We start from the raw sequence: 23774 nt of genomic DNA, 5'->3' as shown, positions 1-23774 counted from the left end.
GGGCGTTACACAGTCACCGAAACTTTAATTTTCTCTCAGCTTCTTCTGCTCATTACGAAGTTTCTCAGGTGTCACGTCATTTCCGGCGGGATCCACGATGCTTAATCCCGAGAAGGTGCTTAGCACCTGTCCGCGAATTTCACGCAGATAGTCCGTGCGCAAAACTTGCTGTTCGGCTCTTTCCGCGGCAGTGAGCACGCCCTCCCGCTGTTTTTTAGCCAATTCATTAATCCGGGTTAAGCTTTGAATCATGATATCCCTCTTTTCCGTATGATTTTGATTCGTTAATTATCTTAATATAAAGATATAATAATCTAAGATATTTGTCAAGCCCTGCCAACTTTCATTATCAACAGGGGTATTTGTGATTTTTCCCCTACCCAAAGTCTCTTCACTTCCTTAAACTTGGTGTTTAAGGTTTATTTATTTACAAATCGTGGTTAATGTTAGTATTGAAAACTTTGCGTTCGCAGCATAATAAAAATACGGGTTCTGATTCCTTAGGAAAAATTACTTATGCCTTTCTGGCAGAACATGAAATATAATAGAGGAACTTAACTTTAATCAACTGGGGGAACATCTATGAAATCTCAGCTCAACAACCCAGCTACAACAGGAAAAAGTGATCGTTTTTCCTCTGCTGGATTTATTCTGGCCGCGATCGGGAGCTCTGTCGGCCTCGGAAACATGTGGAAGTTCCCTTACATTACGGGAGAACATGGCGGCGCAGCATTCTTCCTGCTCTTTATCGTCTGCCTCATCGTGATCGGTTTACCTGTCCTGCTGGCGGAGCTCGCCATTGGACGAGCTGGCCGCGGGAGTGCCGCAACTTCCTTCGTTAAAGCGGGCGGACCGAAAGTCTTCGGGCAGCTTGGATTGCTCCAGGTTATTGCACCGTTTCTCATTCTGACCTTCTATGTCATTGTGGCAGGCTGGACGCTTCATTATGCCGTTATGTCGTTTAGCGGCAATCTTTACAACAATACTGATTTCGGTGGTCAATTTACTACGTTTACGGAAGGCTACATGCCGATCATATGGCAAATCGTCGCTATTGCGATCACAGGATGGGTAGTGGCTAAAGGCATCTCCGGCGGAATCGAAAAATTCAACAAGATTCTGATTCCGGGACTGATCATTCTGTTAATTGTGTTAATGATCCGTGCGGTAACCTTGCCAGGGGCCGGAGCAGGCGTATCCTTCTTCTTGAATCCTGACTTCTCGAAGCTGAGCCCGGAAGCGGCGCTGGTCGCCCTTGGACATGCCTTCTTCTCCCTCTCGCTGGGGATGGGGATTCTGTTGACCTACGGCGCTTACGTGGATAAGCGGCAATCTCTGGGTCCGGCAACCCTTGCCATCGGCGCCGGAGACCTGATTTATGCGTTTATTGCCGGGCTCATTATATTCCCGACAACCGCTTCCTTCGGAATTGAGCCGAATGCTGGACCTTCACTTGTCTTCATTGCCTTGCCGGCTGCCTTCTCGGCCATGCCGCTGGGTTCTTTTTTCGGGGGATTGTTCTTCATACTTCTAGCCATCGCCGCCTTAACCTCTTCCGTCTCATTGCTGGAGGTCCCAACCTCTTATGTCATGGACCGCTGGAATTGGGGACGTACCAAAGCCGTAGTTGTCATTAGCGCGCTGGTTATGCTGATCGGTCTACCCTCCGCGTTGTCATTCGGCATCGTACCTGGGCTTACCGATATCGGCGGAAAAAACTTCTTTGACTGGCTGGATTTCGTCACATCGAACATCCTGCTTCCGCTCGGGGGTCTGATCACCACGATCTTTGCAGGGTACTTCTGGAAGAGAGCGGCAGATGCGGCCGGCCTTAAAGCCGGCTGGTTCCGGGTATGGCTGTTCATGCTCCGTTATATCGCACCAGTACTCGTATTTTTGGTGCTGCTTCATACCACGGGATTGATCAAGTTCGATTAATTGGCAGCCAAGGCAATCTCATCGCCACATGGGGCGAATGGGGTTGCCTTTTTCTATACCCTTGCCCATTCATATTCATCTTCTGTACTACATTCGATTATTCTATCGATATCAATCCAGCAAGGAAATTGTAAAAAGGGTGGAGCTAGCTAATGAATTTTGAGTATGCATTTGGTGTTGGATTAACCTTTATTCAATACCTCTTACTGTTCTTCTGGGCATATTGGATGCTGATCAGTCTCTTCGGCTTTGGAAAACCCAAGAGACTGAAAGAACATAAGCCATTGAAAAGATTTCTTCTGATGATTCCTGCACACAACGAAGAAGCGGTTATCGGACATCTTGTAGAGAATCTTCATAACATGGACTACCCGAAGGAGCTCTATGAAGTGTGCGTTATTGCTGATGGATGTAAGGATACAACAAGTGAAATCGCTGGAAAACTTGGTGCTACCGTTATTGAACATACATACCTGCCAGGAGAGCAAAAGGGGAAACCTTATGGAATCAAATACGCAATTGAGCAGTATGGCGACAGGTTAATCGATGATTTTGACGGTATCGCCTTCTTCGATGCCGACAACCTGGTTTCGTTGAACTACTTAAGGGAAATGAATAACCACTTGTTGAACGGGGATCAATTAATACAATGTTACCTGGATTCCAAGAATCCAGATGACAACTGGGTGACCATAGGTTACTCCGTAAGCTACATTTTCATGAACCGCTCTTGGCAGCTTGCCAAGTCCAGATTGGGTTTAGGAAACGCGATCGGTGGAACCGGGTTCTGCGTAGACACAACTCTATTCAAAACCATCGGTTGGACCGCTCGTTCCTTAACGGAAGACCTGGAGTTTACTATGCAGTGTTTGCTTGAAGGTGTACCAGCTAAATGGTGTCACTTTGCGCGCGTGTACGATGAAAAGCCGGAAAGCTTCAAATCTTCCTGCATTCAACGTCTCCGATGGGCAAGAGGGCATTGGGATGTCTGCTTCAAATACGCTTACAAATTAATTTGGAGATTCATTAGCAAGCTGGACTTCAAAGCTTTTGATGGTTTTATGTACCTTATTAATCCTGGCAAAATTGTTTTGAGTGCAGCAACAGGTCTCCTTGTTCTCATGTCTATGGCTACCGACTTTTTAGATGCTCATCATTTGATTCCTTGGCAAGTTTGGATGATGTGCTTGTTATTCCAATTCATTTACGTAGGATACGCACAGCTTCTCGACTCAAAAAATAAAGTAAGCCTCTTTCGGAGCTATGCATACCTGTACTTCTTCAATCTAACTTACGTCCCGCTGTTCCTTTGGTCACTCATTACGATGAAGAACGTGAATTGGAATCCTACAAAGCATACAAGAGCTATTCATTTGAGTGATATTGAAATAGAAAAGTAAACGTGAAGCGAATGGCAAACAAACACTACTTTGAGTAAATATATAAAACAACGAAATGTTATATCAGATTAACTGCAATCTCCACTTGAATATCAAATCCGTCATCCCCTCAGAAGAAAAACAACAAACCATGCGCTCGCACTTACGCGAGCGCATGGTTTGTTCATGTATATCTATAGCGGACAATAATACAAATATATCGACTTCACTGACTCTTTACAGGACCGGTAGATGCTCCAACCACCAATTCCGCAGGCAATCGCTTCTCGACTGCTACATCATCGTGATTCATGATGCCAAGTACCGTCTCAATCGCCAGCCTCCCCATTTCTTCCTCGTTCTGCCGCATATGAGTAAACAAATAGCCCTCACCGATATTTAGCTGCGGACTGTCAAAGCATACGATGGATAAATCCTCCGGTACCCGCAAACCAAGGCGCTCTGCCGCGACCTTGGCCAGCAAAGCAATGTTATATTCGATCGCAAAAAAAGCAGTAATTGCCGGGTGATCCTGCAAGTGCTGCACGATCCGCTGGATTTCCCGTTCAATATTGCTCTCGTGGAAGGCATTAGGCAAAGTAGCCGTCACGTCGCTAATCCAGATCTCCTTATCAAACGCGATGCCCCGAGCGGCATGAGCCTGCACGAACCCTTCAATCCGCTCTTCAACCGCTGTCGTGTCCCTCGGCGGAGGAGACAGCAGGGATATGTAACGGTGTCCCAAATCAAATAAATGCTCCACTGCCTGAACGGCTGCTCCCAGATTATCTGTACTGATGGAAGCCGCTGCGACTCCCTTCAGCTTACGATCAATCAGGACAAGCGGAAAACGGGCAATGACCAGCTTCAATATTTCGGCATTGAAATATTCCCCCTGAGCGGGAAAAACGATGAGACCGTTCACGCCGAGATTGCGCAGCTTCTGAATGGATAATTCCTCATTATCCTGGTCTCCAAACGTTCTGCGCAGTACCAGAAAACAGTCATTCTCCCTTGAATACTGCTCCATGCTGTAGACAAGACGTGTTCCGTAGCTTGAAGAAAAGTCTGTAATGACAAGACCGATCATCTTCTCTTGGCTAGCTGCTCTGACAACTCCACCTTCTGAGGAATATGTTTCCCTCTGTGCCACGGGCTCATCCGGGTCAGCTACGAAGGATCCCTTGCCCGGTTTACGCACAATCACGCCTTCAGCCGCCAGCATATCTAATGCCTTCTTGCTTGTAATTCGACTAACTCCGTATTCGTCCGCGAGTTCCTTCTCCGAAGGGACTTTATCGCCAATGCGGAAAATATGTGTGGAGATCTTTCGCTTCATCTCGTTAAAAATCTGTTCATACATCGGCTTTGCGGAAGCTGCGTCTTTCAAATTGATATCCCTCCAACGGTACTCCAAAACATGCTAATTCATATAACAATATAACATGATATATTTAATTTGTCCATGTTGCGCGGATATCCACTTAGAAAAATAATCATATCATCATTCCCCTCTAAACAATCCCATTCATGACAAAACAGCGCCGCATGATCTTTCGCTCCGAAAGATTCATGCAGAAGCGCTGTTCCCCTGTCGACTACCTACTCCGTGTATTGAACTATTCCTTCACGGCCCCCAGGACGATTCCGTGGATTAAATAACGCTGCAAAAATGGATAGATGAGCAGAATCGGAACCATAGAGACCAGAATTTTGGCAGAGTTCAGGGTCGTGTTGGAGATTTTATTGAACTGCTGAAGCTGTTCGACCGAGAGATTCTGCATCTGGTCGCGCGTCAGGCTGAGCTGCTGCAGATAAGTCTGAAGCGGTATTTTCTCGCTGTCATTGATCAGGATGATCCCGTCAAAGAAATTGTTCCAGTGACCGACGATGACAAACAGCGTAATGGTCGCCAGACTGGGCATGGAGATCGGGATGAAGATCTTGAGCAGGATTTTCAGCGGACCGGCACCGTCAATGAATGCGGCCTCCTCCAGCTCCTTCGGAATTCCCTTGAAGAAGTTCATCAGGAGAATCACGTTGAAGACTGGAACCGCACCCGGCAGAACCAACGCCCAGATGCTGTTGATCAACCCCAGCTTGCTGATCACCATATACCAGGGGACGATTCCTCCACTGAAGAGCATTGTAAACACGATAATCCACATGTATTTGTTTCTCGATCGGAACTGCGTGACGCTCCGTGACAATGGGTAAGCCATAAGGATGGTTAAGATCATGTTGATCGCTCCCCCAAGCAGCACCCGTTCCACGGATATGAGGAACGCCTTCCAAAACTTCGTGTCATTCAGGATCTGCCCGTAGGAAGAGAAGTTCAGCTCCACCGGGAAGAAATAGACGCGTCCTGCATTAACGGCCGTACTGCTGCTGACGGACACCATGATCGTGTTGACGATGGGGGCCAGCGACACAAACGTAATGAGCACCAAAGCGAACATAATCATCAGGCGGGATAGCCTGGATCCTAATGTTTTCGATTGAATCATGCTAACCCTCCTAGAAAATTCTGTACCCCGCATACCTCGATGCCAGCCTGTAGGAAATCACGATCAGTACAAAGCTGATGACCGACTTCATCAGTCCAATTGCCGTTGCGAACGAATACTGCATATTGATCAAACCCATGCGGTACACAAACGTATCGATAATATCGCCCGTCTCGTAGACCAGCGGATTATACAGGTTGAACACCTGGTCAAATCCCGCATTGAGCACATTGCCGAGACTCAGCGTGCCCAGCAGGATGATCGTCGGAAACATGCCCGGCAGCGTGATATTCAGGGTCTGCTTCCAGCGGCTTGCGCCGTCCATTGCGGCGGATTCATACAAAGCCGGATTAATCGCCGTCAATGCAGCCAAATAGACAATCGTCCCGTAACCGAATTCCTTCCAGGTATCCGTCACGATGAGCAGCGGCCTGAACCAGTCGTTGCTTGCCAGAAACATGATCCGCTCCAGCCCCAGAAACTCAAGGAAATTGTTAATCATGCCGTCAAAGGAAAAGATCATGGTCAGCATCGTGCCCAGGACCACCCATGACATAAAATGCGGCAAATACACAATGGTTTGAATCGTGCTTTTGAAAAGCTTCAGACGCACCTCATTAAGCAGCAAGGCGAATACAATCGGCACAATCAATCCGAGAACAATCTTCCCGACCGCGATGACCAGCGTATTGACGAAGATCTGCTTGGCATCCGGCAATTGAAACATATACGCGAAATTGTCGAGACCTGCCCATGCGGAACCGAGTATTCCTTTTGCGGGGATGAACTTCTGAAAAGCCATGACCACCCCGAACATCGGCACAATCGAGAAAATGAACAGCATGGCCATGCCAGGCAGCAGCATCGCATGATAGGTCATTTCGTCAAAGGTTTTACGTTTCTTTTTCCTCCGGTATCGTACTTCCGGCTCTTGATTGACGGTTGTTTCCACTTGCGCCATCGTCCGCTTCACCTCCATCATGTCCCTGTCAGGACAAGTCTTATCGAATAAAAAAGCCCGCGCGGCTGACCACCATAGCCCTCCGCGCCAAGGCCCATGCTATCTTTATCTACTGCTCATCTCGTTGACCTCTTCCGTAATCTCATCCCCTCCGGTACGCTTCCAGGTGTCCACGAACTTATCGAATTCATCAACGGGAGCTTGTCCCATAATAATTTTCAATATGGTCTCCTCTTCGAGCTTTTGGAGGTTGGCCCACTTCAGCTTCATCGTCTCGGTGGTTCCATAGAAGCCGGCAGGAATCACTTCCAGATTCGGATTATTCGCTTCGCGCTGGCCTTCAATGCGGGAGAGGTATTCGCCGTATGTGTTCACGTCGATGGCATTTCCTTTTTCCTTGAATTCCTGATACGCCTTGAAGGACACCACCCGATCTTCCTGCACGGAGGAAGCATCACCGGATTCATCCGCCTTCATCAGATCCTCGTAATAACGTTTCAACACATCGTCATAATCCACTTGCATCGGAATTTGTGTCGGATCATTATTCCAGCGGCTTGCGTCTGTCAGCATCTCATCGGGGTGCTCTTTCTTATAATTGACCGCATCATTGGTTAAGGAGTACAGGAAATCCGTTGTTAGATTGACCGATTTCATGATCGCTTCGGGATGGGCGAAATCCTTCTTGACTACGACGATACCGCCGCCCACCGGATCCTGACGGATGGTCTTGAACTTGCCGTTCTCATCCATGGGTGCCGATACAGCAACCCAGACAGCATCGGGATCCTGCTTGATGGAATCCTTGTAGTTGGTGTAGCCGATCCACCATGGGTTAAACAGTATCCCTGCCTGCCCGTTGATCACAAGCGCTTCCTTCTCTTCATTCGTTCGGACGGCGAACTGTTTATCAATCAGACCTTCTTTGTACATGGCGCTCAGCTCCGCCAACGCTTGCTTCATCTCGGGCTGAACCGATCCATACACAACCTGGCCATCCTTCTCGATCCAATTCATTGGAAAAGCACCGCGTGCAGCAAAAACGGGTGTAAAGTTCATGGCATTGGCATCCATCACCATCCCAACCGTTTTGCCTGTTCCCGAGGCGTCCTTCTCTACGAACGTTCTGGCGAGATTCCATACATCCTCAACGGATTCCGGCATCTGTGCGCCGACTTTATCCACCCAGTCCTTCCGTACCCACAGCAGTTGGTGCTGGTTTCCGATATTCGTCATCGGAAGGCCCATGATTTTACCGTCCACCTTGACTTGGTCCAGCAGCAAGTCGCCATAAGAAGCGTAGATATTCTTGACGCCGTCGGATGCGGTCTTCTCGTACACCTCCGTCATATCGGCAATCAGGTCGTTATCCACCAGCTGGTTGAAGATATCGCGGCTGACCAGCATAACATCCGGCAGATCGCCCGTTGTCATCGACAGCGACAGCTTCTGATCCATATCGTCCGTCTCCCAAGCCACCTTAGCTTTTACGTTCACCCGGTCTTCCACATAGCGGGTAGCCAAATTGTCCTCAATCGTATCGCCGGGAGGCAGGTTGTTCACATGATTGGTATTCCGGCCGATCGTAAATTCCACCGGCGTTTCGTATTTCCCGTAAGGCTCAAAGTCCTGTTCTGAAATTTGCGGCTGTGCGCTGTCCCCAGCGCTCCCGCCGCAGCCGCTGAATACAGTCAGCATCATGCACCCGAGCAGTAGCGAAGCCATCTTTTTACGCTTGTTCATCCTGTCATCCCCTTTTCTCTCGTTTTGTTGATAACCAAATTGTATGCGGTTTCATAATTGGCGTATATGCAACATTTTTTGGATATGTATCACTTTTTTCATGACCTTCCTTGTTCTCAACTTCAAACCCCAAAAAAGCGGCTGCCTCAGCACACCGCTTTCATTATCAACACGATGGATAGTGGATGGAATAACGCTCGCTGTTCAGCAGGCCGGAATAACCATGGATACTTCCGTTCCGCTGCCTGGTTCGCTATGAATATCGAGTCCGTACTCCAGTCCGTAATACAGCTTGATCCGGTCGTTCACGTTCCGAACGCCGCAGCCGCCGCTCTCCCCGGCCAGCAGCCTCGCCGCCTGCGCGGGAGTCATGCCCACCCCGTTATCGCTGACGATAAGTTTCATGCCCCCTTCGACCCGGCTAACCCCAATATGAATGTGGTAATCTGCCCCTCCAGCCTCCACAAAACCGTGCTTGATGGCATTCTCCACGATCGGCTGCAGAATAAAATGAATGATCTCGGTATCTAATACTTCTTCATCGATATGGTAATCCACGTCAAATCGGCCATCGTTCATGATAAGCTGCAAATCCAGATAAGCCTTGATGTGCTGCACCTCATCCTTGATCGTAGCCAACTGTCTCCCCTGATTCAGCGTCGTTCTATAGAACCGGGCCAATGCCGATACCATATAACTCGTTTCGATATCCGCTTTCTTCTCGGCCCTCCACCGAATAAAGGAGAGGGTGTTGTATAGGAAGTGCGGATTAATCTGATTAATCAGCTTGTTATATTCGCTTTCCCTCTTGGCGATTTCCGCTTGATACACCTGGGAGATTAGACTGTTAATCCGTTTCAGCATTTTGCCGATGCCATTGGTCAACTCGCCGAACTCGTCCCGAGATGAGCTCTGGATAATCACCTCGAGGTTATTCTGCTCCACCTTGTCTACCTTGTTCTTGATATGGATAATTCGGCGCGTAAAGTTGTTGGAGATCACATAAATGAGCAGAAATGTAATGATCAAGCTGAGGATCATGACAAACAACGTAATTTGAAAAATACCCAGTGCATTTGCATATGCATTCGTATTCAGCAGATTATAGTGAATCGTCCATCCATTATTGGCGAGCGACCGGCTTAGGTTCAGACCGCCCGTCTCCCCACTCTCCAAATCGGCTGAAGCATCGGACTCCTTCCTTTCCTTGAAAATCACACGCTGCTCAGCATCCTCGATATGAACCGCTACATGCTCCGACAGTTTGTCCATATCCGCAAAGATGCTGTCATGCTGAATGGAAATCACCATGAAATTGCTGTCCTTGGGATTGCTGATCAATTCCTGGACGAGATACAACTTCTCCCCGTCCACAATCCAGCGCCTTCCGCGAAATCCATCGTACCAAGACTTGCTCTTGAGTTCCTCGATGGGCAAAATATTATCGCGAATTCCGAGCAGTTCTCCGGATGTATAAAAGGTAATGGCCTCAATATCATCATCCATTAGCCGAATGTTCGAGATCAATGGCTCCAGAATGTCCCGGATATCCAGGTACATGTTAAAATAGTTCTCTTCGTAGTCCTTAATGAAAATTTGCGATAACTCCCGGTTCAGTACCATGAACTCGCTCAGCGTATTGTACCGGTTGATCTTATAATCCATTATGTTGGCCACCTGTTCCAGGCTGGCTTCCGCTTCGCTCCGTAATTCCTTCATCTGAATGCGGTAGGACTGGATAAAGGAGAGCAGTCCTAGCAATAGAATCGGAATGAGTGCAATGATGAGATGGGACAACAGCAGCTTGTTGCGGAACCGGATATCATTGAACTTGCTCTTTATCCATCCGATCATGGAGCACCCCGCACTCTCTGTATTGTAATGGACTTACGCCGAACTTGCTCTTGAACAGCTTAGCAAAATAAGAGTGGTTGTCGATACCCACCGCTCCTGCAATATCATTGACTTTCATATTTGAGTGTTTCAGTAGATAGCTTGCCCTCCGCAGGCGGTAGTCGGTCAAATACTTCGAGAAGTTCTCCCCGGTTTCTTTTTTAAATAAAATGCTCAAATACCCCGGAGACAGGTACACATCCTCGGCGGCATCCGACAACGAAATATCCCGCTGGTGATGATCCTTCACATAGTCTTTAACCTGACGGATGACCTTCGATTCGATCGTAACCTGTTCAAGCTCCCCGCCATAAGGACTGATCTGTGTAATATCCTCCATCACCTGCAGAAACTCTTCCCTGACAAGCGGTTTGAGCAAGTAATTTACCACGCCCAATCGGATAGCGCTGCGGGCATACTCAAATTCGTCATACCCGCTGCAGATGACAATTTTTAAATCCTGCTGGGTCTTTCGGGCTTGCTTGCTCAGTTCCAGTCCGTCCATAAGAGGCATTCTGACGTCGGTGATCAGGATGTCAATCGCGTTTTGCAGCAGAATTCGCTTTGCACTCATTCCGTTCTCGGCTTCCAATACCTGAAAGGGGAAGCGGTACTGAAAGATCAAATCCTTAATGCCTTCTCTTTGAATGGACTCATCGTCAACAATAAGAACATTAAACATCAGACAATCTCCTTTGCTGGTGAAAGTATGGGGCTGATATAGGGAAATATAGGTTGTTATAATGGTATACCTGTTTTGTCGTAGTATATCACAGTTTCAGGAAAGGGCTTTCAAAATCATGTTTAAGACCGTGCAGCCGTCAAGCCTTTTGCTTACTTCGACAATGCATGATTGCCGACTACGTGACCCGTTATTTTGAACCGGGTACCTCTTCCTTCGATGAACGAATTGAAGCAGCGGGCAAAATTGCCGAAGCCGGGTATCCGTTAGGTTTCATCATTGCCCCAATCGTCAAATATGACGGATGGCAAGAGGGATACTGGCATTTGTTACAGAAGCCTCATGCGCGATTGAGCCATGTGGAGGTCAACGATCTGACGTTCGAGCTCATTCAGCACCGCTTTACCAAAACGGCCAAAAACACGATTTTAAAGCGTTACCCCAAAACCAAACTGAATATGGACGAGGAAGATCGGCAGTTAAAATGGGGGAGATACGGGAAATTCAAATATGTTTATAAGGCCGAAACTGTGGGGGTTTTCTAGCAGTTGTTCGAGAGGGGGATCAGAGAATATTTTTCTTTTGCGAAAATTGCCTATTTTGTTTAATGGCAGAAACTTGAGGGGCCCGAGGCAGGGTTTATTATGTTCCTTCAACAACATAACGGACACCTCACGGTGCCCGTTATTCGTATGATCTGTATCTATTTTTCATCCCAGGGTCACGATCTCTTCGTTCTTGTGATCTTGCTCGTACATCCAAACCTTAATCTCATTGATATCCATCGGCTTTCCGTAATAATAACCCTGCATGACATGGCAGCCAAGTCCGGTCAAAAAGTCGATATGCTCCTTGTTCTCTACACCTTCCGCAATGACATCCAGATTCAAATTCTCTGCCATAAGAACGATGGCGTTAACGATGGCACGCTTGCTGGGCGTGTCCAAATCATTGGTAAACTGTCGGTCCAGCTTTAAAGCATCAATTGGAATCCGGTCCAGGAGCCCAATCGAGGAATAGCCGGTTCCGAAATCATCCATGGAGACCTTAACCCCCAGGGACCTGATATTCCCAAGCTGGCGGATAATATCATTGACATCGTGCAGCACCATGGACTCCGCTATCTCAAGCTCTAATAAGCGAGGTTCCAGATTCGCCTTATCCAGCACGTTCTGAATAAGCTCCAGCAGATTGTCGCCATGGAATAAACGAACCGATAAATTCACCGAGACCGGCTGGACAATCCCTCTCTCCTGCCAAATTCTGCACTGTTTGCACGCTTCCTCAAGCGTCCATCGGGTCATCGGTATAATGAGCCCCGTCTCTTCGGCAATCGGAATGAATTCAAGCGGGGATATCACGCCTAAGCGGGGGTGCTTCCAGCGGAGCAGCGCCTCGAATCCGACCAAGCGATCACTTTGCACATTCCATTTGGGCTGATACACAATGAAGAACTCCTTCAGTTCAAGCGCTCGTTGCAGGTCCTTCTCCAATTCCATTTTGCGAACCTCTTGAAGACCCATCGCCTCGTCATAGAGGCACTGTTGATTCTTGCCGAGTCCCTTCGCTTTATACATGGCGGTATCTGCATTCTTGAGCAGCGTCGTACGGTCAGAGCTATGGACGGAGCCGATGCTGATTCCGATACTCACCGTCACATACAACTCGTTACCGTCAATATAGTACACGTTTTTTATTTGTTGGAGTATATCGTCAGCTAAATGCTGGGCGTATACGGGGTCGCTTTGCTTCAGAATAATCAGAAATTCGTCCCCGCCGATCCGGAATACCTGCTGGCCGTTTCCAATGAATTGACGCAGTCGCTTACCTACTTCCTGGACCAGCAAATCCCCAACATTGTGACCCAGCGTATCGTTGATCGCCTTAAATTGGTCCAAATCCAGAAACAGAATCGTAATCTGCTCTGTCTCGGAATTCGTCTCGAAGAATCGATTCATTTCATTGCGATTAGGCAATCCCGTGATCGTATCCTGATAGGCCAGCTTTTCCAGCACATGCCGATCAAAGAACATCGCCCCCCAGGAGATCAGCAGGATGGCAAAAATCGCGACCGTTACACCATACAGAAGCAGAAAATCCACAGACTGCGGCTGCTGCGTAAGCATACCGGTATGAGCCTCAAACTGTGCAGCTTTCATTCCTGTATAATGCATTCCGCATACGGCGAAGCCCATGACAACCGCCGAACCCCACTTGAGAATGCTGGATTTGGGATGGTTCCGAAAACGGAGAAACAATAATAAAGCCGCATAGGAGGCTACCAATGCAATGATGGCGGACAGTACCCAAATGCCGGGATCATAACTAATTTCGGCATGTATGACCATGGCCTCCATTCCCATGTAATGCATGGCAACGATGCCGCTTCCCATAATGAAGCCGCCAATGGCGATTTTGAACCAGTTTATATTTCTGGGCATCGTAATATAAAACGCGATGAAGGAGGAAACCACGCTGACGAGCATCGACATGATGGTCAGAAAGACATCGTATCTCACATTCATATTCATGTGCATCGCCAGCATGCCGACAAAATGCATGGACCAAATGCCGCTTCCCATGACCATGGCCCCGCCGAAAAGCCAAAAAAACTTGGATTTGCCGTTCGCATCCGAAATTTTCGACGTAATATTTAAAGCCGAGTATGAAGCAAGTATAGCAATCGCAATTGAGAGCCCAACAATATAATAGTTATAATTGCCGTCCATCTGAGCTGTACACACCCCTTTTGTGAGTAATTCTTAAGTCCTATGAAGATCATACGTTTCCTAGCGGATAACGTTTCTATTAATTCACGGTGACTCGCCCCGGTGCATATCAGAAAAAAACAATGTTTATTTCCGCGGCTTCCCAGCCCTGCACCATATCCATATTATATCTTTAGTAACTATTCAATTTCTCGACAAACAGAGAAATGTTCGAACGCTCCCGAATCGAGATGAGTCTAAAGAACTAAATTATTCTGCGGGTATCTCGACTTATCCTCTGCCCTATGAGAAATGATGAGCGACAACACTCTATTTGGAAAATAAAAAAAGCTGCAGGGCCTTTATTAGGTTGGTATTATCCCCTGATGGTAGACAGTGAAAAAAGAGGACATGTTACAATGAACTCAAACACTGGATACCGGAGGGGATTTTTGTTATGCCAGCGAAGAAAGGTCAAACTTTTAATCGATATAGTGAAGAAACGAAGAAAGAGGCCGTTCGTTTGCGAGTGGAAGAAGGTTGGGCGTACAGCCGGATTATGGAGAAGTTTGGAATTAAAAGTGAGAGCCAGATTATCACATGGGTACGTAAAAGCCAGGACGGAGAGAGTTTTGAGGATTACCGGGGACGCTGGACGAAGAAGCATTTTAGCAGTGCAGAAGAAGAAAATGCTTATCTGAAAGCGCAGGTAGAATATCTAAAAAAGCTCAATCCGAACTTACACGGGGAGGGAAGCTGGATTTCGAAGCCCGGTGCCAGTCCATTCAAGAAATAAGCAAATGGGCTCCCGTGGTTTGGCTGTGTAGGATCGCTGAAATTTCACGTGCAGGTTACTACAAATGGAAAAAGAACGCTATCCTTAGAGAGAAACGAGCAGACCGGGATGCGGATCTGAAAGCACACATTTTGGGCATTCATCGGCTTCGTCCTTATTTCGGTTACAAACGTATGCGAACTGCTTTAGGAAAAGAAGGCTTGGTGGTGAATCACAAAAAGGTGCGTCGCTTGATGAGAGAACTTCATATTCGCTCCGTGATTCGCAAGAAGCGTCCCTTTGCTGGCCGGAAACCGTCAGTCCTGTTTCGTAATGTCTTGAATCGAGAATTTAGGGCTACGGCTCCTGAGCAGAAGCTGGTGACGGATATTACGTATGTCCGGATTGGACATGAGTTTGCTTATCTCTCGGTGGTGATGGATCTGTATAACAACGAGATTGTGGCCTGGGAACTCTCCGAACGAAATGACTTAAAACTCGTTACAGACACGGTGAAGAAACTGAAATGTGGACCTACCTTGCTCCATTCGGACCAAGGGTTTCAATATACAACACAAAGCTATGCCCAGTTGCTTGAAGAGAAGAAGCTAACAGGAAGCCATTCCAGGCGTGGGAACTGCTATGACAATGCTTGTATTGAGTCGTTCTTCTCCCACTTAAAGACGGAGAAGTTGTATTTGGAGAAGCCTCAGAATCTGGAGCAAGCCAGGAGCCAAATCACGGAGTACATTTTGTTTTACAACAAGGAACGTTTCCAAAACAAACTGGGCGACCTCTCCCCAATTGAGTTTCGGGAGAAAGACGCCGCTTAATAAAATTTCTCTTTTTTTATTGTCTACTTGACGGGGCTATGACCAGGTCAGCAGCTTTTATTTTGTCTGTCCTCAAGGTGTAACTACCTTCGCTTTCCCATTCAAGTACATCTCGCCCCATTCACAGATTTGATCAAGGATCGGTTGCAGCGAAACGCCCATTTCACTCAGCTCGTACACGACCTTAGGCGGCACTTGATTAAAGACCGTTCGCGTGATAATCCCGTCCTCCTCCAGCTCCCGCAGCGTCTGGGTTAACATTTTCTGCGTAATATCCGGCATCTGCTTCTTAATTTCACTCGTTCGCTTGGGGCCATAACTTAAGTGACACAGCACAATGACCTTCCACTTGCCGCCGATGACGTCCATGGTCGCCTCAGACGGAATATTGTATTGTCGCTCCCCATTCATAAGAACTTCTCTCCTTTTTGAACGTAAGTGGCATATCTCTGACAACAGGCACTTTAGGGTACTAATGATACTTTTAGGTGCTTATAGAACAATTAAGTGCGTACTTCCTTTCCGTCATTATATGTTACATAATCCCCTTATACCAGTACTGCATCATAAAAACATGGGGGTGAAATAACATGCAGCGTATTTACATTGCCAGAGGTTATGGCGTAATCGGGAGTGCCGTTGCCCGGCGTATCCGAACGATCAATCAAGAAACCGAGATTATTCTCGCCGGAAGGAATCCCGAGAAGGGGAGCTTATTGGTACAGGAGCTAGGAAACGCCCGCACCGCTTTTTTAGATATCCGCCAGGGTCTGGCTCCAGGGGAGCTGGATCAAGCCGACCTCATCGTTTCTACGATTCAGGATCCGGCCGACTTCCTCATTCAAGCAGCCCTTGCAAAAGGAATTGCACATATCGGAATCACGAAGCTTGCCGACGAGCTGACACCTATGCTATTCGCCATGCAAAGTCATCCCCCTCAAGCACCCATTGTCCCTCTGGGACATTCGCAAGCAGGGATTCCGACCTTGGTCGTATATCAGGAGGCGAAGTCTTTCCAAAGCGTCCAATCGATCGGCTTGGCTGGTCATTATGATGAACGCGATCCGATGGGCCCTATGACGCTGGAAGATACCGAAGGGTTTATCAACCGTGCCCTTATCCGGGAAAACGGGAAATGGAAATGGGTTGAGGCTGCAAGGTATCCGAGAAGCATAAGTCTTTCTAATGGTTCCCGGGTAGAAGGCCATCCCATGAGTTTATTGGATGTTCCAAGCCTCGCGGCTGTTACGGGAGCGCCTAATATTCGATTCGACTTTGCCATCCATGACTCCATAGGAACACGGGCTGGAGGCAGAGCCTCCCAAGACCTCTACATTGACCTTGAAGGCGTACTTCTTGACGGCCGTTACGCGAAACGGAGAATCACGTTGACCGATCCGAAGGGACAGGCGCATTTTACGGCCCTCGGTATTCTCCTGTCTATTGAGCGCATTCTGGGCTGGGATGGCTCGCCTCCTGCTCCCGGAGGCTTCTATCTACCGGAAACGCTGGTTTCTCTTGAAACTGCAATGGCACGTATTGAACAATTTGGCATTCAAATTCGAAGAGAAGAAAGAGAAGGTGAACCCTCATGAAGGTATTAACAGTTGTTACACATCCACGTGAAAATTCCTTTACTTTTGCAGTTACCGATAAGTTTGTACAAGGGCTTAGGGACGCCGGGCATGAAGCGGAAATTCTGGACCTCCACCGCATCGGTTTCGATCCGGTCCTGTGGGAGGCAGACGAACCCGATTGGTCTGATCCTTCGAAGATCTATTCTCCTGAGGTTGAGGCCGAAATCGCACGGATGAAGGAGCACGACGCGCTGGCCTATATCTTCCCGGTATGGTGGTACGGAGTCCCTGCCATGCTGAAAGGGTATATCGACCGTGTCTGGAATCATGGCTTCGCTTACGGCGGCGGCTCAAAGCTTCATCACCAACAGGTGTTATGGCTTGCGTTAGCAGGGGCTTCGGAGGATCATTTTGCCAAGCGGGACTATGATCAGATGTTATCCCTTTCCCTCAATATTGGAATGGCCGACTACTCCGGAATCAAGAATTCCCGAGTGGAATTCTTCTATGATACGCTAGAGGCCAGACCGGAGCATATGGAGAGTTTGCTCGAACGAGCTTATCAGCTGGGATTGCATTATGCCGATTCTGGAGTGAGCGTGAAATGATTGCTTTATAATAGAAGCAGAGCCTAATTTAAAAATCATAAAAAAATCGACCTCAAGTGAGGTCGATTTTTTTATGTACTACTGATCGTTCGACCTCATGCCATTTTGATACGTCAGCAGAATCGGTGAAATATAGTCTGCATCAACCACTGATAAAACAACTCTACATTCAATTCTCCGAACCATAATCTACCTTGGTCATCTCGTTGCATTCTCCACTGGCAACGGCTAGTCCTTCATGCGTCTTATTTAATGCTTCTTCATAACTGAATTCCGGGCCTTTTTTAGACTGCCGATCGTGCATGCACATTGTTCCTTCTTTCAAGAGCTTCGCCTTCACGATGGAATCAACCGCGGCGGGTTTTTACACAAATTAAAAAAGCCCTGGTTCCGTCTTTCGAACCAAGGCTGCGTTTATTAAATGGCCGGAAAGCTTCGTAAAATCGTTTCCTTACGCCCTTTCATATACCACTGCCCCCACGGATGGAGTTTGTCGAATGCTCCGCCGCAGGCATGGAACAGCTTGATATACCGACCCATTTCTCTCAGCTTCATGAAATACGGGATTTCTCGAAGCCATTTCTCCTCCAGATGATGCTCCAGACGGTATCCTTCCAGGAACGGGATCAGAAACCTGTCCGGGTCCGAATCGGCTCCTTCGGTTAAACCTGAGAAAAACGCGGCCACCGCAATGTCATCCACGAACCATGAATATCGGCTCGCATCAAAATCAATCAGACACAATGAATCCTCATGCACGAAAAAATTGCCGAAATGAAAATCCGCATGGATCAGTCCATAAGCGCCCTCAGCGATCGGAAGCTCCGATATATAATGGAGCAATGCCTGATAACGAAGGGTGATCTCTTTCTCGGATGGCGGTAAATCAATACGTCGAACTTTTTCCGCCTCATCCGACCAATCGGGCCGTCTTGTAACGGGATCCAGATGGATGTACCTCTTGGCGATGTCGTGCATGCGCCCCATGAATTGGCCCATTTGCCCGTATAAGCTCTCATTGGCATCGTTCTCCCCGACCGGACGCCCCTTGGCTTCCTCATAACAGACCGCCGTATAGTCATGATCCTCCGTCCGAATCCGCTCCGCAAGATTTCCTGCCGCCGAGTGATGCGGCCTCGCAACGCAAACGCCGTTTCTCCCGAGAAACTCGACCCACTGCACCTCGCCTGAAATCTTTACATACGGTTTATGGGACTCGTCGGTCAAGCGTACATACACGGTCTCCGCACCCTTACGATAAGAACAGACAAGGCTGTGTTCGGAAAAATGCGTCTGAAGTCGATCCCGCTCCAAGAGTCCGAACCTGTTTACAGCGGCTGCCATAAGTTCCCTTCTTCGTTCCATTTGCATCGCCTCCCTTCACCATCCGGGTGATCAAGCATTCAATGACCATTGATTTCTGCATATGGATAGCCTGCTCCTGCATTTAACCGCTACTACAAGAATATTTATCTTATTTCTCAGGCGATGTATAATTGTTATAACAGTTGAATAATATAATTAAGGAGGAAAACTTTATATGAGCAGGGTGAACGAAATGGAACGGAAAGTCACTAAGTTTGGCAACAGCCTGGGAATTACAATGACGGATGCCCTCAAACAGATTGGTTTAGAACTAGGCGATACAGTACAAATAGATGTTAATCAAACCGATGGTGAGATCATCATTAAAAAAGCTAACAAAGTCTCCCTACCTGACGGCATCAGCCCTGATTTCTTAGATACTTTGTCTGAGATCATGAGCGAATACGACCAGACCCTAAAAGGGTTAAAAGATCGATGAACCCTATACGTTATCTAACCTCCCAAGAGGTTATCGCCATTAACGTCGCTATGATACAGAAATATAGTGTCGGCGAGCATATCGGTGTAAAGAGCCCGCATTTGCTTGAGTCGGCTCTCCATCGGCCTAAATCGTCAGCTTTTGGAGAGGACGCCTATTTATCTATCTGGGAAAAGTCAGCTGCATTATTTGAATCACTGGGACAAAATCACCCATTTCAAAACGCCAATAAAAGAACCGCCTTCACGGCTCTTCTCCTGTTTTTACGCTATAACGGATATCGATTTATCATGGATCAAAAACAAGCAGAGAACTTCACGGTCGATATGGTTAATCACAAATTCACCTTTCAAGAACTTACGTCCCTTATTAAAGAATATTCCATGAAATAACGTAATAAAAAGCGACCCCTGGCGATTCTCAAGCGGATCCTGCTTAATTATTTGCGAGCCTAAGACTTTATCCAAATATAAAGAGTGTGCAGTCTCGTAACCGCACACTCTTTATTTGATGATGTCCCCGCCTGCGCTACAGTCCCAGCTTCTGCCCCCGCTCCAAGCGCTGGATCTGCTGCTCGCCCGTTACCGCCAGCTCACTGAACTGGTGGATCGTCTCACGCATCCGCGGGAGAGCCTCCTGCTTATATGTGCTGATGGAATCAAGCGCTGACAGCACATCCGTGAACGCTTGCTTCAAGGTATCGACGGAAATGCTCGTTTCCAGCGATTGCTTGTGAATCGCCGCGCCCTGATCCTTCAGCATTTTGGAAGTGGCGCTGATCAGGTTGTTCGTGGTTTCGTTCAGCAGCTCGATTTTCTTCAGGACAATCTTCTGGTTGTACAGGGCACTAGCCACCGTGACCGAGATTTTCAGCGCCGTTACCGTTACGTTTCTCGCCCGATCCACGCCGCGAATTAATTCTTTGTTGTTCCGGATGACCACTTCAATAGCCATGATCCCCTGCTGGTTCACGACCAGCATCTGCTGCAGGTCCATCACGCGCTGGCGCAGCGGAAACAGCACCTCTTCAGTAATAAACCGGATTTTATCCTCCGACTCCTGCCGTATTTTAGCCGCCTCGACCTGGGATTCGATCTCTGCGTCCATGAGCATGCCCAGCTGAATTTCCTTTTGCAGCTTTTTGGTGAGCTCGCGGAGGGTTTGCTGTTCAATCTCCAGCGTGGTGTTGTCATTCTTTAGTACGGTTTTTCCTTTATCAAGAGAAATGATGATGTCCGAAATGACGGCATCCGCCTTTTGAAACTTGGCAAAATATCGGCGCAGCGGGTTAAATACCATGCCCAGAAGACCGCTTTTCGCAAAATCCACAACGCTCGGATCCAGATCCTTCAGCTGCAGCTGCAGCTCCGTTAACCCTTTAGCCACTTGACCGCCTTCATCCCCGGTTTTCGATAATCTCCCCACCTGAACCTGCAGGAGCGCATTCTTCTCCGAGGAGGATCTCATCGTGCCGATGCCAAAGCTTTCAATGGATTGCAGCACCTGTCTTCGCTTCTCGAGCGATTCAATATCCAGCTCCATGATGGCCTGCACATTGTTAGCCGCCAGCTCCTTCAGCTGCGTGACTTCTTCCGGCTCAGGCTTCACCTGCTCCTCAATCGCCGTCTTGATCTCCTCGGGACTTATGACTTCCATCGTAAATGACAATATAACCCCTCCTCCAAGTTTCTTGTTAACTCTTATATCGCTTGTATTGATGCTACATCTGCACATTCAGCAGCTGGCTGATTTTGTATACGACATCATCGGTATCGGCGTTGATGCTGGCGGCTTCATTAATGCTGGAGATACTTTGAAGCGCCTGGATGTTGGCATTATAGCCAATCGTGTACACCGGGATTTTGTAGGCCTGGATCAGTTCCCGAATATCGTCGAGAGAGTGGCCAACGTTCGTCTCTCCGTCACTCAGCACAAAAATCAGAGGTTTCACGTCCGGATTCGCCGCCATCTCGTCCTGAAGCATCTTCATCGCCACCACAATGCCGTCAAAGGTCGCGGTATTCCCGCTGGCTTCAAGGCTGTTGATCGCCCCGACAAACATCGACTGCTGATTCAAGTCGTACTTGCCGATCGGAAGATTAATCGTGACATCCGTGGAATACGATACGAAGCCGATGCTGTTGTCCCGGCCCAAATATTTCTGCCCAGTCAACAGCGATTCCTTGAGTCGGTTTAACGGCTCACCGTCCATGCTCCCCGACACATCCGCCACGAACACGGCTGCAACCGGCTTGTTGCCGTCCTTCTTCTCCTTCCACAGCTTTTGGGCGGACGGCAGCAGGCTGCTGTCAACAACTTCAAGTTCGGATTGGTAATCATTCAAACCGTTGAACCCTTTTTTGTCGGCCATCTTCTGGTATTTGTCCTGCTCGACAAACGCCGCAAATTTCTTAATGATCTCCAGCTTCTCCTGCGGCAATTTCCCGAGCGCATACAAAGGACTGTCATGCCTTACGCCAAACGGGGTAAAGACGTAACCGCTTTTCATATCCGCCGCATTGACATAGGTCTGATACTCCAGGACAAAGGCATCCAGCATGCCGGACTTCGCCGCATCGCGCATCTGGATCGTGGTCGAAGCCGTGAAAGGGACGTTCGCCTGGAATTTTTCGAAGCCCTGTACCGCTTTTTCACTAAGCAGATCCGAGCTGTCAAACGTTTCAAGGGCCGTGATCAGAAAGTTAAGACCCGTTGAGCTGGCAAAAGGATCCGTATACCCCATCGCCAACTCATTATTCGCTATCGCATCCGTCAGCGTTTTGACGTTCAAGGAGCCGTACTTCTCTACCAGCTCGTCATATTTGGCCTTTCGGGTGACAACGCCGGTCACGTTCCCCGTGAGACGCTTGGATACTAGCTCGGCTTTGACGCCATATTCCTTAACCATCTCCCCCCACAGCTCATTGGAAGGGGTAAAAGCGTCCGGCACGTACTTCCCGGATGTTATGTAATCGGTTGCGGTTCCCGAAGCAATATTGCGGATCTTCACGGATACCGGCTGGCCGTTCACTACCGGCTTGGATTTGTTGAATTCCTCTGCCACTTCATTCAGCCATCCGTCAATGCCCGGCCCTGCTTTCTCGGGAGAAGAGAAAATTTCGACGTATAAGTCCGTTGTATTCTCAACCGAGATTGGGAATTTGGATATATCAGGCAGGGAGTCTGCTACGGCCACCGGGTCCAGATCGACTTGACCTTTTATCGGGTCCGCCGTCGTGACCACAATGTCCTTGTAGATTTTGTTGATTTTCTTAGCCGCGCCTTCCGAATCGACCTCGGCTTCGCTCTTGCCCAGGTTCGAGGTTAATGTGATTCCCGCGTACACCAGAACAAACACGACCACTGCAATGGCCACTAGTACAACAAAAGCACTACCCTTGCTTCGCATAATCATCTCCCTCTCTTATTGCTTATATAATTTGGTTTGTTTGATTAACATATCGATTTCCTTCATGCAGGGCATCTCTTCCACATCCCGGTAATCGGTGCTGCCAAGCAAGGAAATCTCCAGCAGCAGTTTATCAAGCTTGAGCATGATCTCCTCATTCGCTTCCAGATAACCGGTCACGTAAGACAGATACTCTTGGTATAACGCCGTTTTTTTCTGCGCCACCTTGCCGGATAGCTGGGAGGCTTTGGGCTGATCACCCATGCGGTTGAAATCAGATGCGGCGAAGACACCCAGCTTGTTCAGAATTCCTCGGATATTGAGATAAAACAGCTTCTCCACCTCATCGATAACCGCCATGAATTTCTTGTAACTGAGCTCTGTTTGTTCAAAACGCTGACCCAGGACATTCAGCAGCGCATTCCTCTTTTTCTCGATTCGCTCCAATTGGTCCAGGGCAAGGGCGATATCATTCTTCAGCACTTTCACATTGCGATAATGGTGAAGCGCGTCTATGTAATCCTCACGGGTCTGAATCGTTTGGATCGCCTTCGCAGCCGGAGGCTTGAATAACAAGACATAACTGCCATAAAAGAGTGCAAGAACACTGACAACCCATACGGTGATGACCAATGCCGACTGGAAGGCGCTGTCGCCGCCGATCTGAAATCCGAGGAACCCGGGTGAAACCAGGACAATATTCACGATCGCGATAACCGCCATAAGCAGGAGCAGCTTCACGGATTTCGAGCCATTCAAGAATTAACACCTCCCCTACTCCTATAGAGCGATGACTGATTCGACCTATAACCGCCTTTTGAAACATCCGTAAAACATAGATACATAAGGATATAACACATACTACGTCTCAATTCGAAGTTAGATGCATTTTCCTCGCGCAATAGGCCAGCCGATTCACAATTCACTCCATTTTTGTATCAGATCCTCGCCTGGTCA

Annotated in this window: 21 protein-coding genes and 1 pseudogene; 8 read left to right on the top strand and 14 right to left on the bottom strand. The window is 48.1% G+C overall.

Annotation, left to right across the window (positions count from 1 at the left end; translation table 11 throughout):
- Positions 1 to 24: 24 nt before the first annotated feature.
- Complete coding sequence (locus AC0VZ8_RS02110) at positions 25 to 252, bottom strand: DUF896 domain-containing protein (protein ID WP_427492560.1); 228 nt, start codon at positions 250 to 252, stop codon at positions 25 to 27.
- Positions 253 to 582: 330 nt separating this feature from the next.
- Here AC0VZ8_RS02110 and AC0VZ8_RS02105 point away from each other — a divergent pair, with 330 nt between their 5' ends.
- A complete protein-coding gene (locus AC0VZ8_RS02105; RefSeq protein WP_475485896.1) occupies positions 583 to 1938 on the top strand; it encodes a sodium-dependent transporter in 1356 nt (451 codons plus the stop codon).
- A 152-nt stretch (positions 1939 to 2090) separates the two neighbouring features.
- On the top strand, positions 2091 to 3338 hold the full coding sequence (locus tag AC0VZ8_RS02100) for a glycosyltransferase family 2 protein (RefSeq protein ID WP_475485895.1): 1248 nt from the start codon (positions 2091 to 2093) through the stop codon (positions 3336 to 3338).
- Between the two features lie 205 nt (positions 3339 to 3543).
- Here AC0VZ8_RS02100 and AC0VZ8_RS02095 read toward each other — a convergent pair whose 3' ends face one another.
- The 6 genes from AC0VZ8_RS02095 to AC0VZ8_RS02070 all read right to left on the bottom strand — a co-directional run bounded on the left by AC0VZ8_RS02095 (position 3544) and on the right by AC0VZ8_RS02070 (position 11103).
- Positions 3544 to 4707, bottom strand: a complete 1164-nt coding sequence (locus AC0VZ8_RS02095) for a GntR family transcriptional regulator (protein WP_475485894.1) — start codon at positions 4705 to 4707, stop codon at positions 3544 to 3546.
- Between the two features lie 229 nt (positions 4708 to 4936).
- Positions 4937 to 5824 carry a carbohydrate ABC transporter permease gene (locus AC0VZ8_RS02090; protein ID WP_475485893.1) on the bottom strand — a complete coding sequence of 296 codons (888 nt, stop codon included), beginning with the start codon at positions 5822 to 5824 and terminating at the stop codon, positions 4937 to 4939.
- 10 nt (positions 5825 to 5834) lie between these two features.
- Complete coding sequence (locus AC0VZ8_RS02085) at positions 5835 to 6785, bottom strand: ABC transporter permease (RefSeq protein ID WP_475485892.1); 951 nt, start codon at positions 6783 to 6785, stop codon at positions 5835 to 5837.
- Positions 6786 to 6890: 105 nt separating this feature from the next.
- Positions 6891 to 8528, bottom strand: coding sequence for an extracellular solute-binding protein (locus AC0VZ8_RS02080; RefSeq protein ID WP_475485891.1), 1638 nt, complete (start codon positions 8526 to 8528; stop codon positions 6891 to 6893).
- 204 nt (positions 8529 to 8732) lie between these two features.
- Positions 8733 to 10382, bottom strand: coding sequence for a sensor histidine kinase (locus AC0VZ8_RS02075; RefSeq protein ID WP_475485890.1), 1650 nt, complete (start codon positions 10380 to 10382; stop codon positions 8733 to 8735).
- On the bottom strand, positions 10351 to 11103 hold the full coding sequence (locus AC0VZ8_RS02070) for a response regulator transcription factor (protein WP_194540549.1): 753 nt from the start codon (positions 11101 to 11103) through the stop codon (positions 10351 to 10353). The genes AC0VZ8_RS02075 and AC0VZ8_RS02070 overlap by 32 nt, the downstream gene beginning before the upstream one ends.
- Positions 11104 to 11276: 173 nt before the next feature.
- On the opposite strand from AC0VZ8_RS02070, the pseudogene AC0VZ8_RS02065 reads away from it, so the two are divergent.
- Positions 11277 to 11711 (top strand): annotated as a pseudogene (locus tag AC0VZ8_RS02065) (spore photoproduct lyase family protein); the annotation flags it as partial.
- Between the two features lie 102 nt (positions 11712 to 11813).
- On the opposite strand, the gene AC0VZ8_RS02060 reads toward AC0VZ8_RS02065, so the two are convergent.
- On the bottom strand, positions 11814 to 13832 hold the full coding sequence (locus tag AC0VZ8_RS02060; protein ID WP_475485889.1) for a bifunctional diguanylate cyclase/phosphodiesterase: 2019 nt from the start codon (positions 13830 to 13832) through the stop codon (positions 11814 to 11816).
- A gap of 436 nt (positions 13833 to 14268) precedes the next feature.
- Here AC0VZ8_RS02060 and AC0VZ8_RS02055 point away from each other — a divergent pair.
- Positions 14269 to 15419, top strand: a protein-coding gene (locus tag AC0VZ8_RS02055; protein WP_475485888.1) for an IS3 family transposase whose coding sequence is annotated in 2 segments (ribosomal slippage) — positions 14269 to 14530 and positions 14530 to 15419 — 1152 coding nt in all. Because the reading frame shifts where the segments join, the coding sequence is not laid out codon by codon here.
- Positions 15420 to 15491: 72 nt separating this feature from the next.
- Here AC0VZ8_RS02055 and AC0VZ8_RS02050 read toward each other — a convergent pair.
- Positions 15492 to 15830: a winged helix-turn-helix transcriptional regulator gene (locus AC0VZ8_RS02050; protein ID WP_216532872.1), complete on the bottom strand. Its 339-nt coding sequence runs from the start codon at positions 15828 to 15830 to the stop codon at positions 15492 to 15494.
- A gap of 179 nt (positions 15831 to 16009) precedes the next feature.
- Between AC0VZ8_RS02050 and AC0VZ8_RS02045 the strand changes: the two genes are divergently transcribed.
- Positions 16010 to 17014: a Rossmann-fold NAD(P)-binding domain-containing protein gene (locus AC0VZ8_RS02045; RefSeq protein ID WP_475485887.1), complete on the top strand. Its 1005-nt coding sequence runs from the start codon at positions 16010 to 16012 to the stop codon at positions 17012 to 17014.
- Positions 17011 to 17604: an NAD(P)H oxidoreductase gene (locus AC0VZ8_RS02040; protein ID WP_475485886.1), complete on the top strand. Its 594-nt coding sequence runs from the start codon at positions 17011 to 17013 to the stop codon at positions 17602 to 17604. The genes AC0VZ8_RS02045 and AC0VZ8_RS02040 overlap by 4 nt, the downstream gene beginning before the upstream one ends.
- A gap of 169 nt (positions 17605 to 17773) precedes the next feature.
- On the opposite strand, the gene AC0VZ8_RS02035 is transcribed toward AC0VZ8_RS02040, so the two are convergent.
- The gene (locus AC0VZ8_RS02035) at positions 17774 to 17908 is read right to left on the bottom strand and encodes a hypothetical protein (protein ID WP_260066772.1); all 135 of its coding nucleotides are present in this window, start codon (positions 17906 to 17908) and stop codon (positions 17774 to 17776) included.
- A gap of 113 nt (positions 17909 to 18021) precedes the next feature.
- Positions 18022 to 18969: a phosphotransferase enzyme family protein gene (locus AC0VZ8_RS02030; protein WP_475485885.1), complete on the bottom strand. Its 948-nt coding sequence runs from the start codon at positions 18967 to 18969 to the stop codon at positions 18022 to 18024.
- A 175-nt stretch (positions 18970 to 19144) separates the two neighbouring features.
- Between AC0VZ8_RS02030 and AC0VZ8_RS02025 the strand changes: the two genes are divergently transcribed.
- Positions 19145 to 19408, top strand: coding sequence for an AbrB/MazE/SpoVT family DNA-binding domain-containing protein (locus AC0VZ8_RS02025; RefSeq protein WP_098741518.1), 264 nt, complete (start codon positions 19145 to 19147; stop codon positions 19406 to 19408).
- Positions 19405 to 19800 (top strand): type II toxin-antitoxin system death-on-curing family toxin, encoded by a 396-nt coding sequence (locus tag AC0VZ8_RS02020; RefSeq protein WP_475485884.1) that lies wholly within the window; start codon positions 19405 to 19407, stop codon positions 19798 to 19800. The genes AC0VZ8_RS02025 and AC0VZ8_RS02020 overlap by 4 nt, the downstream gene beginning before the upstream one ends.
- 136 nt (positions 19801 to 19936) lie before the next feature.
- On the opposite strand, the gene AC0VZ8_RS02015 is transcribed toward AC0VZ8_RS02020, so the two are convergent.
- From AC0VZ8_RS02015 to AC0VZ8_RS02005, 3 genes are read right to left on the bottom strand one after another with little or no spacing between them, the layout of a single operon-like run.
- Entirely contained in the window at positions 19937 to 21076 is a 1140-nt protein-coding gene (locus AC0VZ8_RS02015; RefSeq protein ID WP_071219191.1) for a toxic anion resistance protein, read from the bottom strand.
- A 52-nt stretch (positions 21077 to 21128) separates the two neighbouring features.
- Positions 21129 to 22817, bottom strand: coding sequence for a vWA domain-containing protein (locus tag AC0VZ8_RS02010; protein ID WP_475485883.1), 1689 nt, complete (start codon positions 22815 to 22817; stop codon positions 21129 to 21131).
- A gap of 15 nt (positions 22818 to 22832) precedes the next feature.
- Positions 22833 to 23576 carry a hypothetical protein gene (locus AC0VZ8_RS02005; RefSeq protein WP_260066780.1) on the bottom strand — a complete coding sequence of 248 codons (744 nt, stop codon included), beginning with the start codon at positions 23574 to 23576 and terminating at the stop codon, positions 22833 to 22835.
- Between the last annotated feature and the right edge of the window lie 198 nt (positions 23577 to 23774).

It is taken from the genome of Paenibacillus sp. QJM3NY_38, from assembly GCF_056173265.1.
The sequence above is the reverse complement of the archived record's forward strand: the minus strand, read 5'-3'. Positions and strand labels throughout refer to the sequence as shown.

What these genes read in the sequence shown, in the direction of transcription:
- AC0VZ8_RS02110 (WP_427492560.1), bottom strand. Translation starts at nt 252, where the DNA reads ATGATTCAAAGCTTAACCCGGATTAATGAATTGGCTAAAAAACAGCGG.
- AC0VZ8_RS02045 (WP_475485887.1), top strand. Translation starts at nt 16,010, where the DNA reads ATGCAGCGTATTTACATTGCCAGAGGTTATGGCGTAATCGGGAGTGCC.
- AC0VZ8_RS02080 (WP_475485891.1), bottom strand. Translation starts at nt 8,528, where the DNA reads ATGAACAAGCGTAAAAAGATGGCTTCGCTACTGCTCGGGTGCATGATG.
- AC0VZ8_RS02040 (WP_475485886.1), top strand. Translation starts at nt 17,011, where the DNA reads ATGAAGGTATTAACAGTTGTTACACATCCACGTGAAAATTCCTTTACT.
- AC0VZ8_RS02090 (WP_475485893.1), bottom strand. Translation starts at nt 5,824, where the DNA reads ATGATTCAATCGAAAACATTAGGATCCAGGCTATCCCGCCTGATGATT.
- AC0VZ8_RS02105 (WP_475485896.1), top strand. Translation starts at nt 583, where the DNA reads ATGAAATCTCAGCTCAACAACCCAGCTACAACAGGAAAAAGTGATCGT.
- AC0VZ8_RS02070 (WP_194540549.1), bottom strand. Translation starts at nt 11,103, where the DNA reads ATGTTTAATGTTCTTATTGTTGACGATGAGTCCATTCAAAGAGAAGGC.
- AC0VZ8_RS02010 (WP_475485883.1), bottom strand. Translation starts at nt 22,817, where the DNA reads ATGCGAAGCAAGGGTAGTGCTTTTGTTGTACTAGTGGCCATTGCAGTG.
- AC0VZ8_RS02020 (WP_475485884.1), top strand. Translation starts at nt 19,405, where the DNA reads ATGAACCCTATACGTTATCTAACCTCCCAAGAGGTTATCGCCATTAAC.
- AC0VZ8_RS02030 (WP_475485885.1), bottom strand. Translation starts at nt 18,969, where the DNA reads ATGGAACGAAGAAGGGAACTTATGGCAGCCGCTGTAAACAGGTTCGGA.
- AC0VZ8_RS02100 (WP_475485895.1), top strand. Translation starts at nt 2,091, where the DNA reads ATGAATTTTGAGTATGCATTTGGTGTTGGATTAACCTTTATTCAATAC.
- AC0VZ8_RS02060 (WP_475485889.1), bottom strand. Translation starts at nt 13,832, where the DNA reads ATGGACGGCAATTATAACTATTATATTGTTGGGCTCTCAATTGCGATT.
- AC0VZ8_RS02035 (WP_260066772.1), bottom strand. Translation starts at nt 17,908, where the DNA reads ATGCACGATCGGCAGTCTAAAAAAGGCCCGGAATTCAGTTATGAAGAA.
- AC0VZ8_RS02075 (WP_475485890.1), bottom strand. Translation starts at nt 10,382, where the DNA reads ATGATCGGATGGATAAAGAGCAAGTTCAATGATATCCGGTTCCGCAAC.
- AC0VZ8_RS02025 (WP_098741518.1), top strand. Translation starts at nt 19,145, where the DNA reads ATGAGCAGGGTGAACGAAATGGAACGGAAAGTCACTAAGTTTGGCAAC.
- AC0VZ8_RS02050 (WP_216532872.1), bottom strand. Translation starts at nt 15,830, where the DNA reads ATGAATGGGGAGCGACAATACAATATTCCGTCTGAGGCGACCATGGAC.
- AC0VZ8_RS02085 (WP_475485892.1), bottom strand. Translation starts at nt 6,785, where the DNA reads ATGGCGCAAGTGGAAACAACCGTCAATCAAGAGCCGGAAGTACGATAC.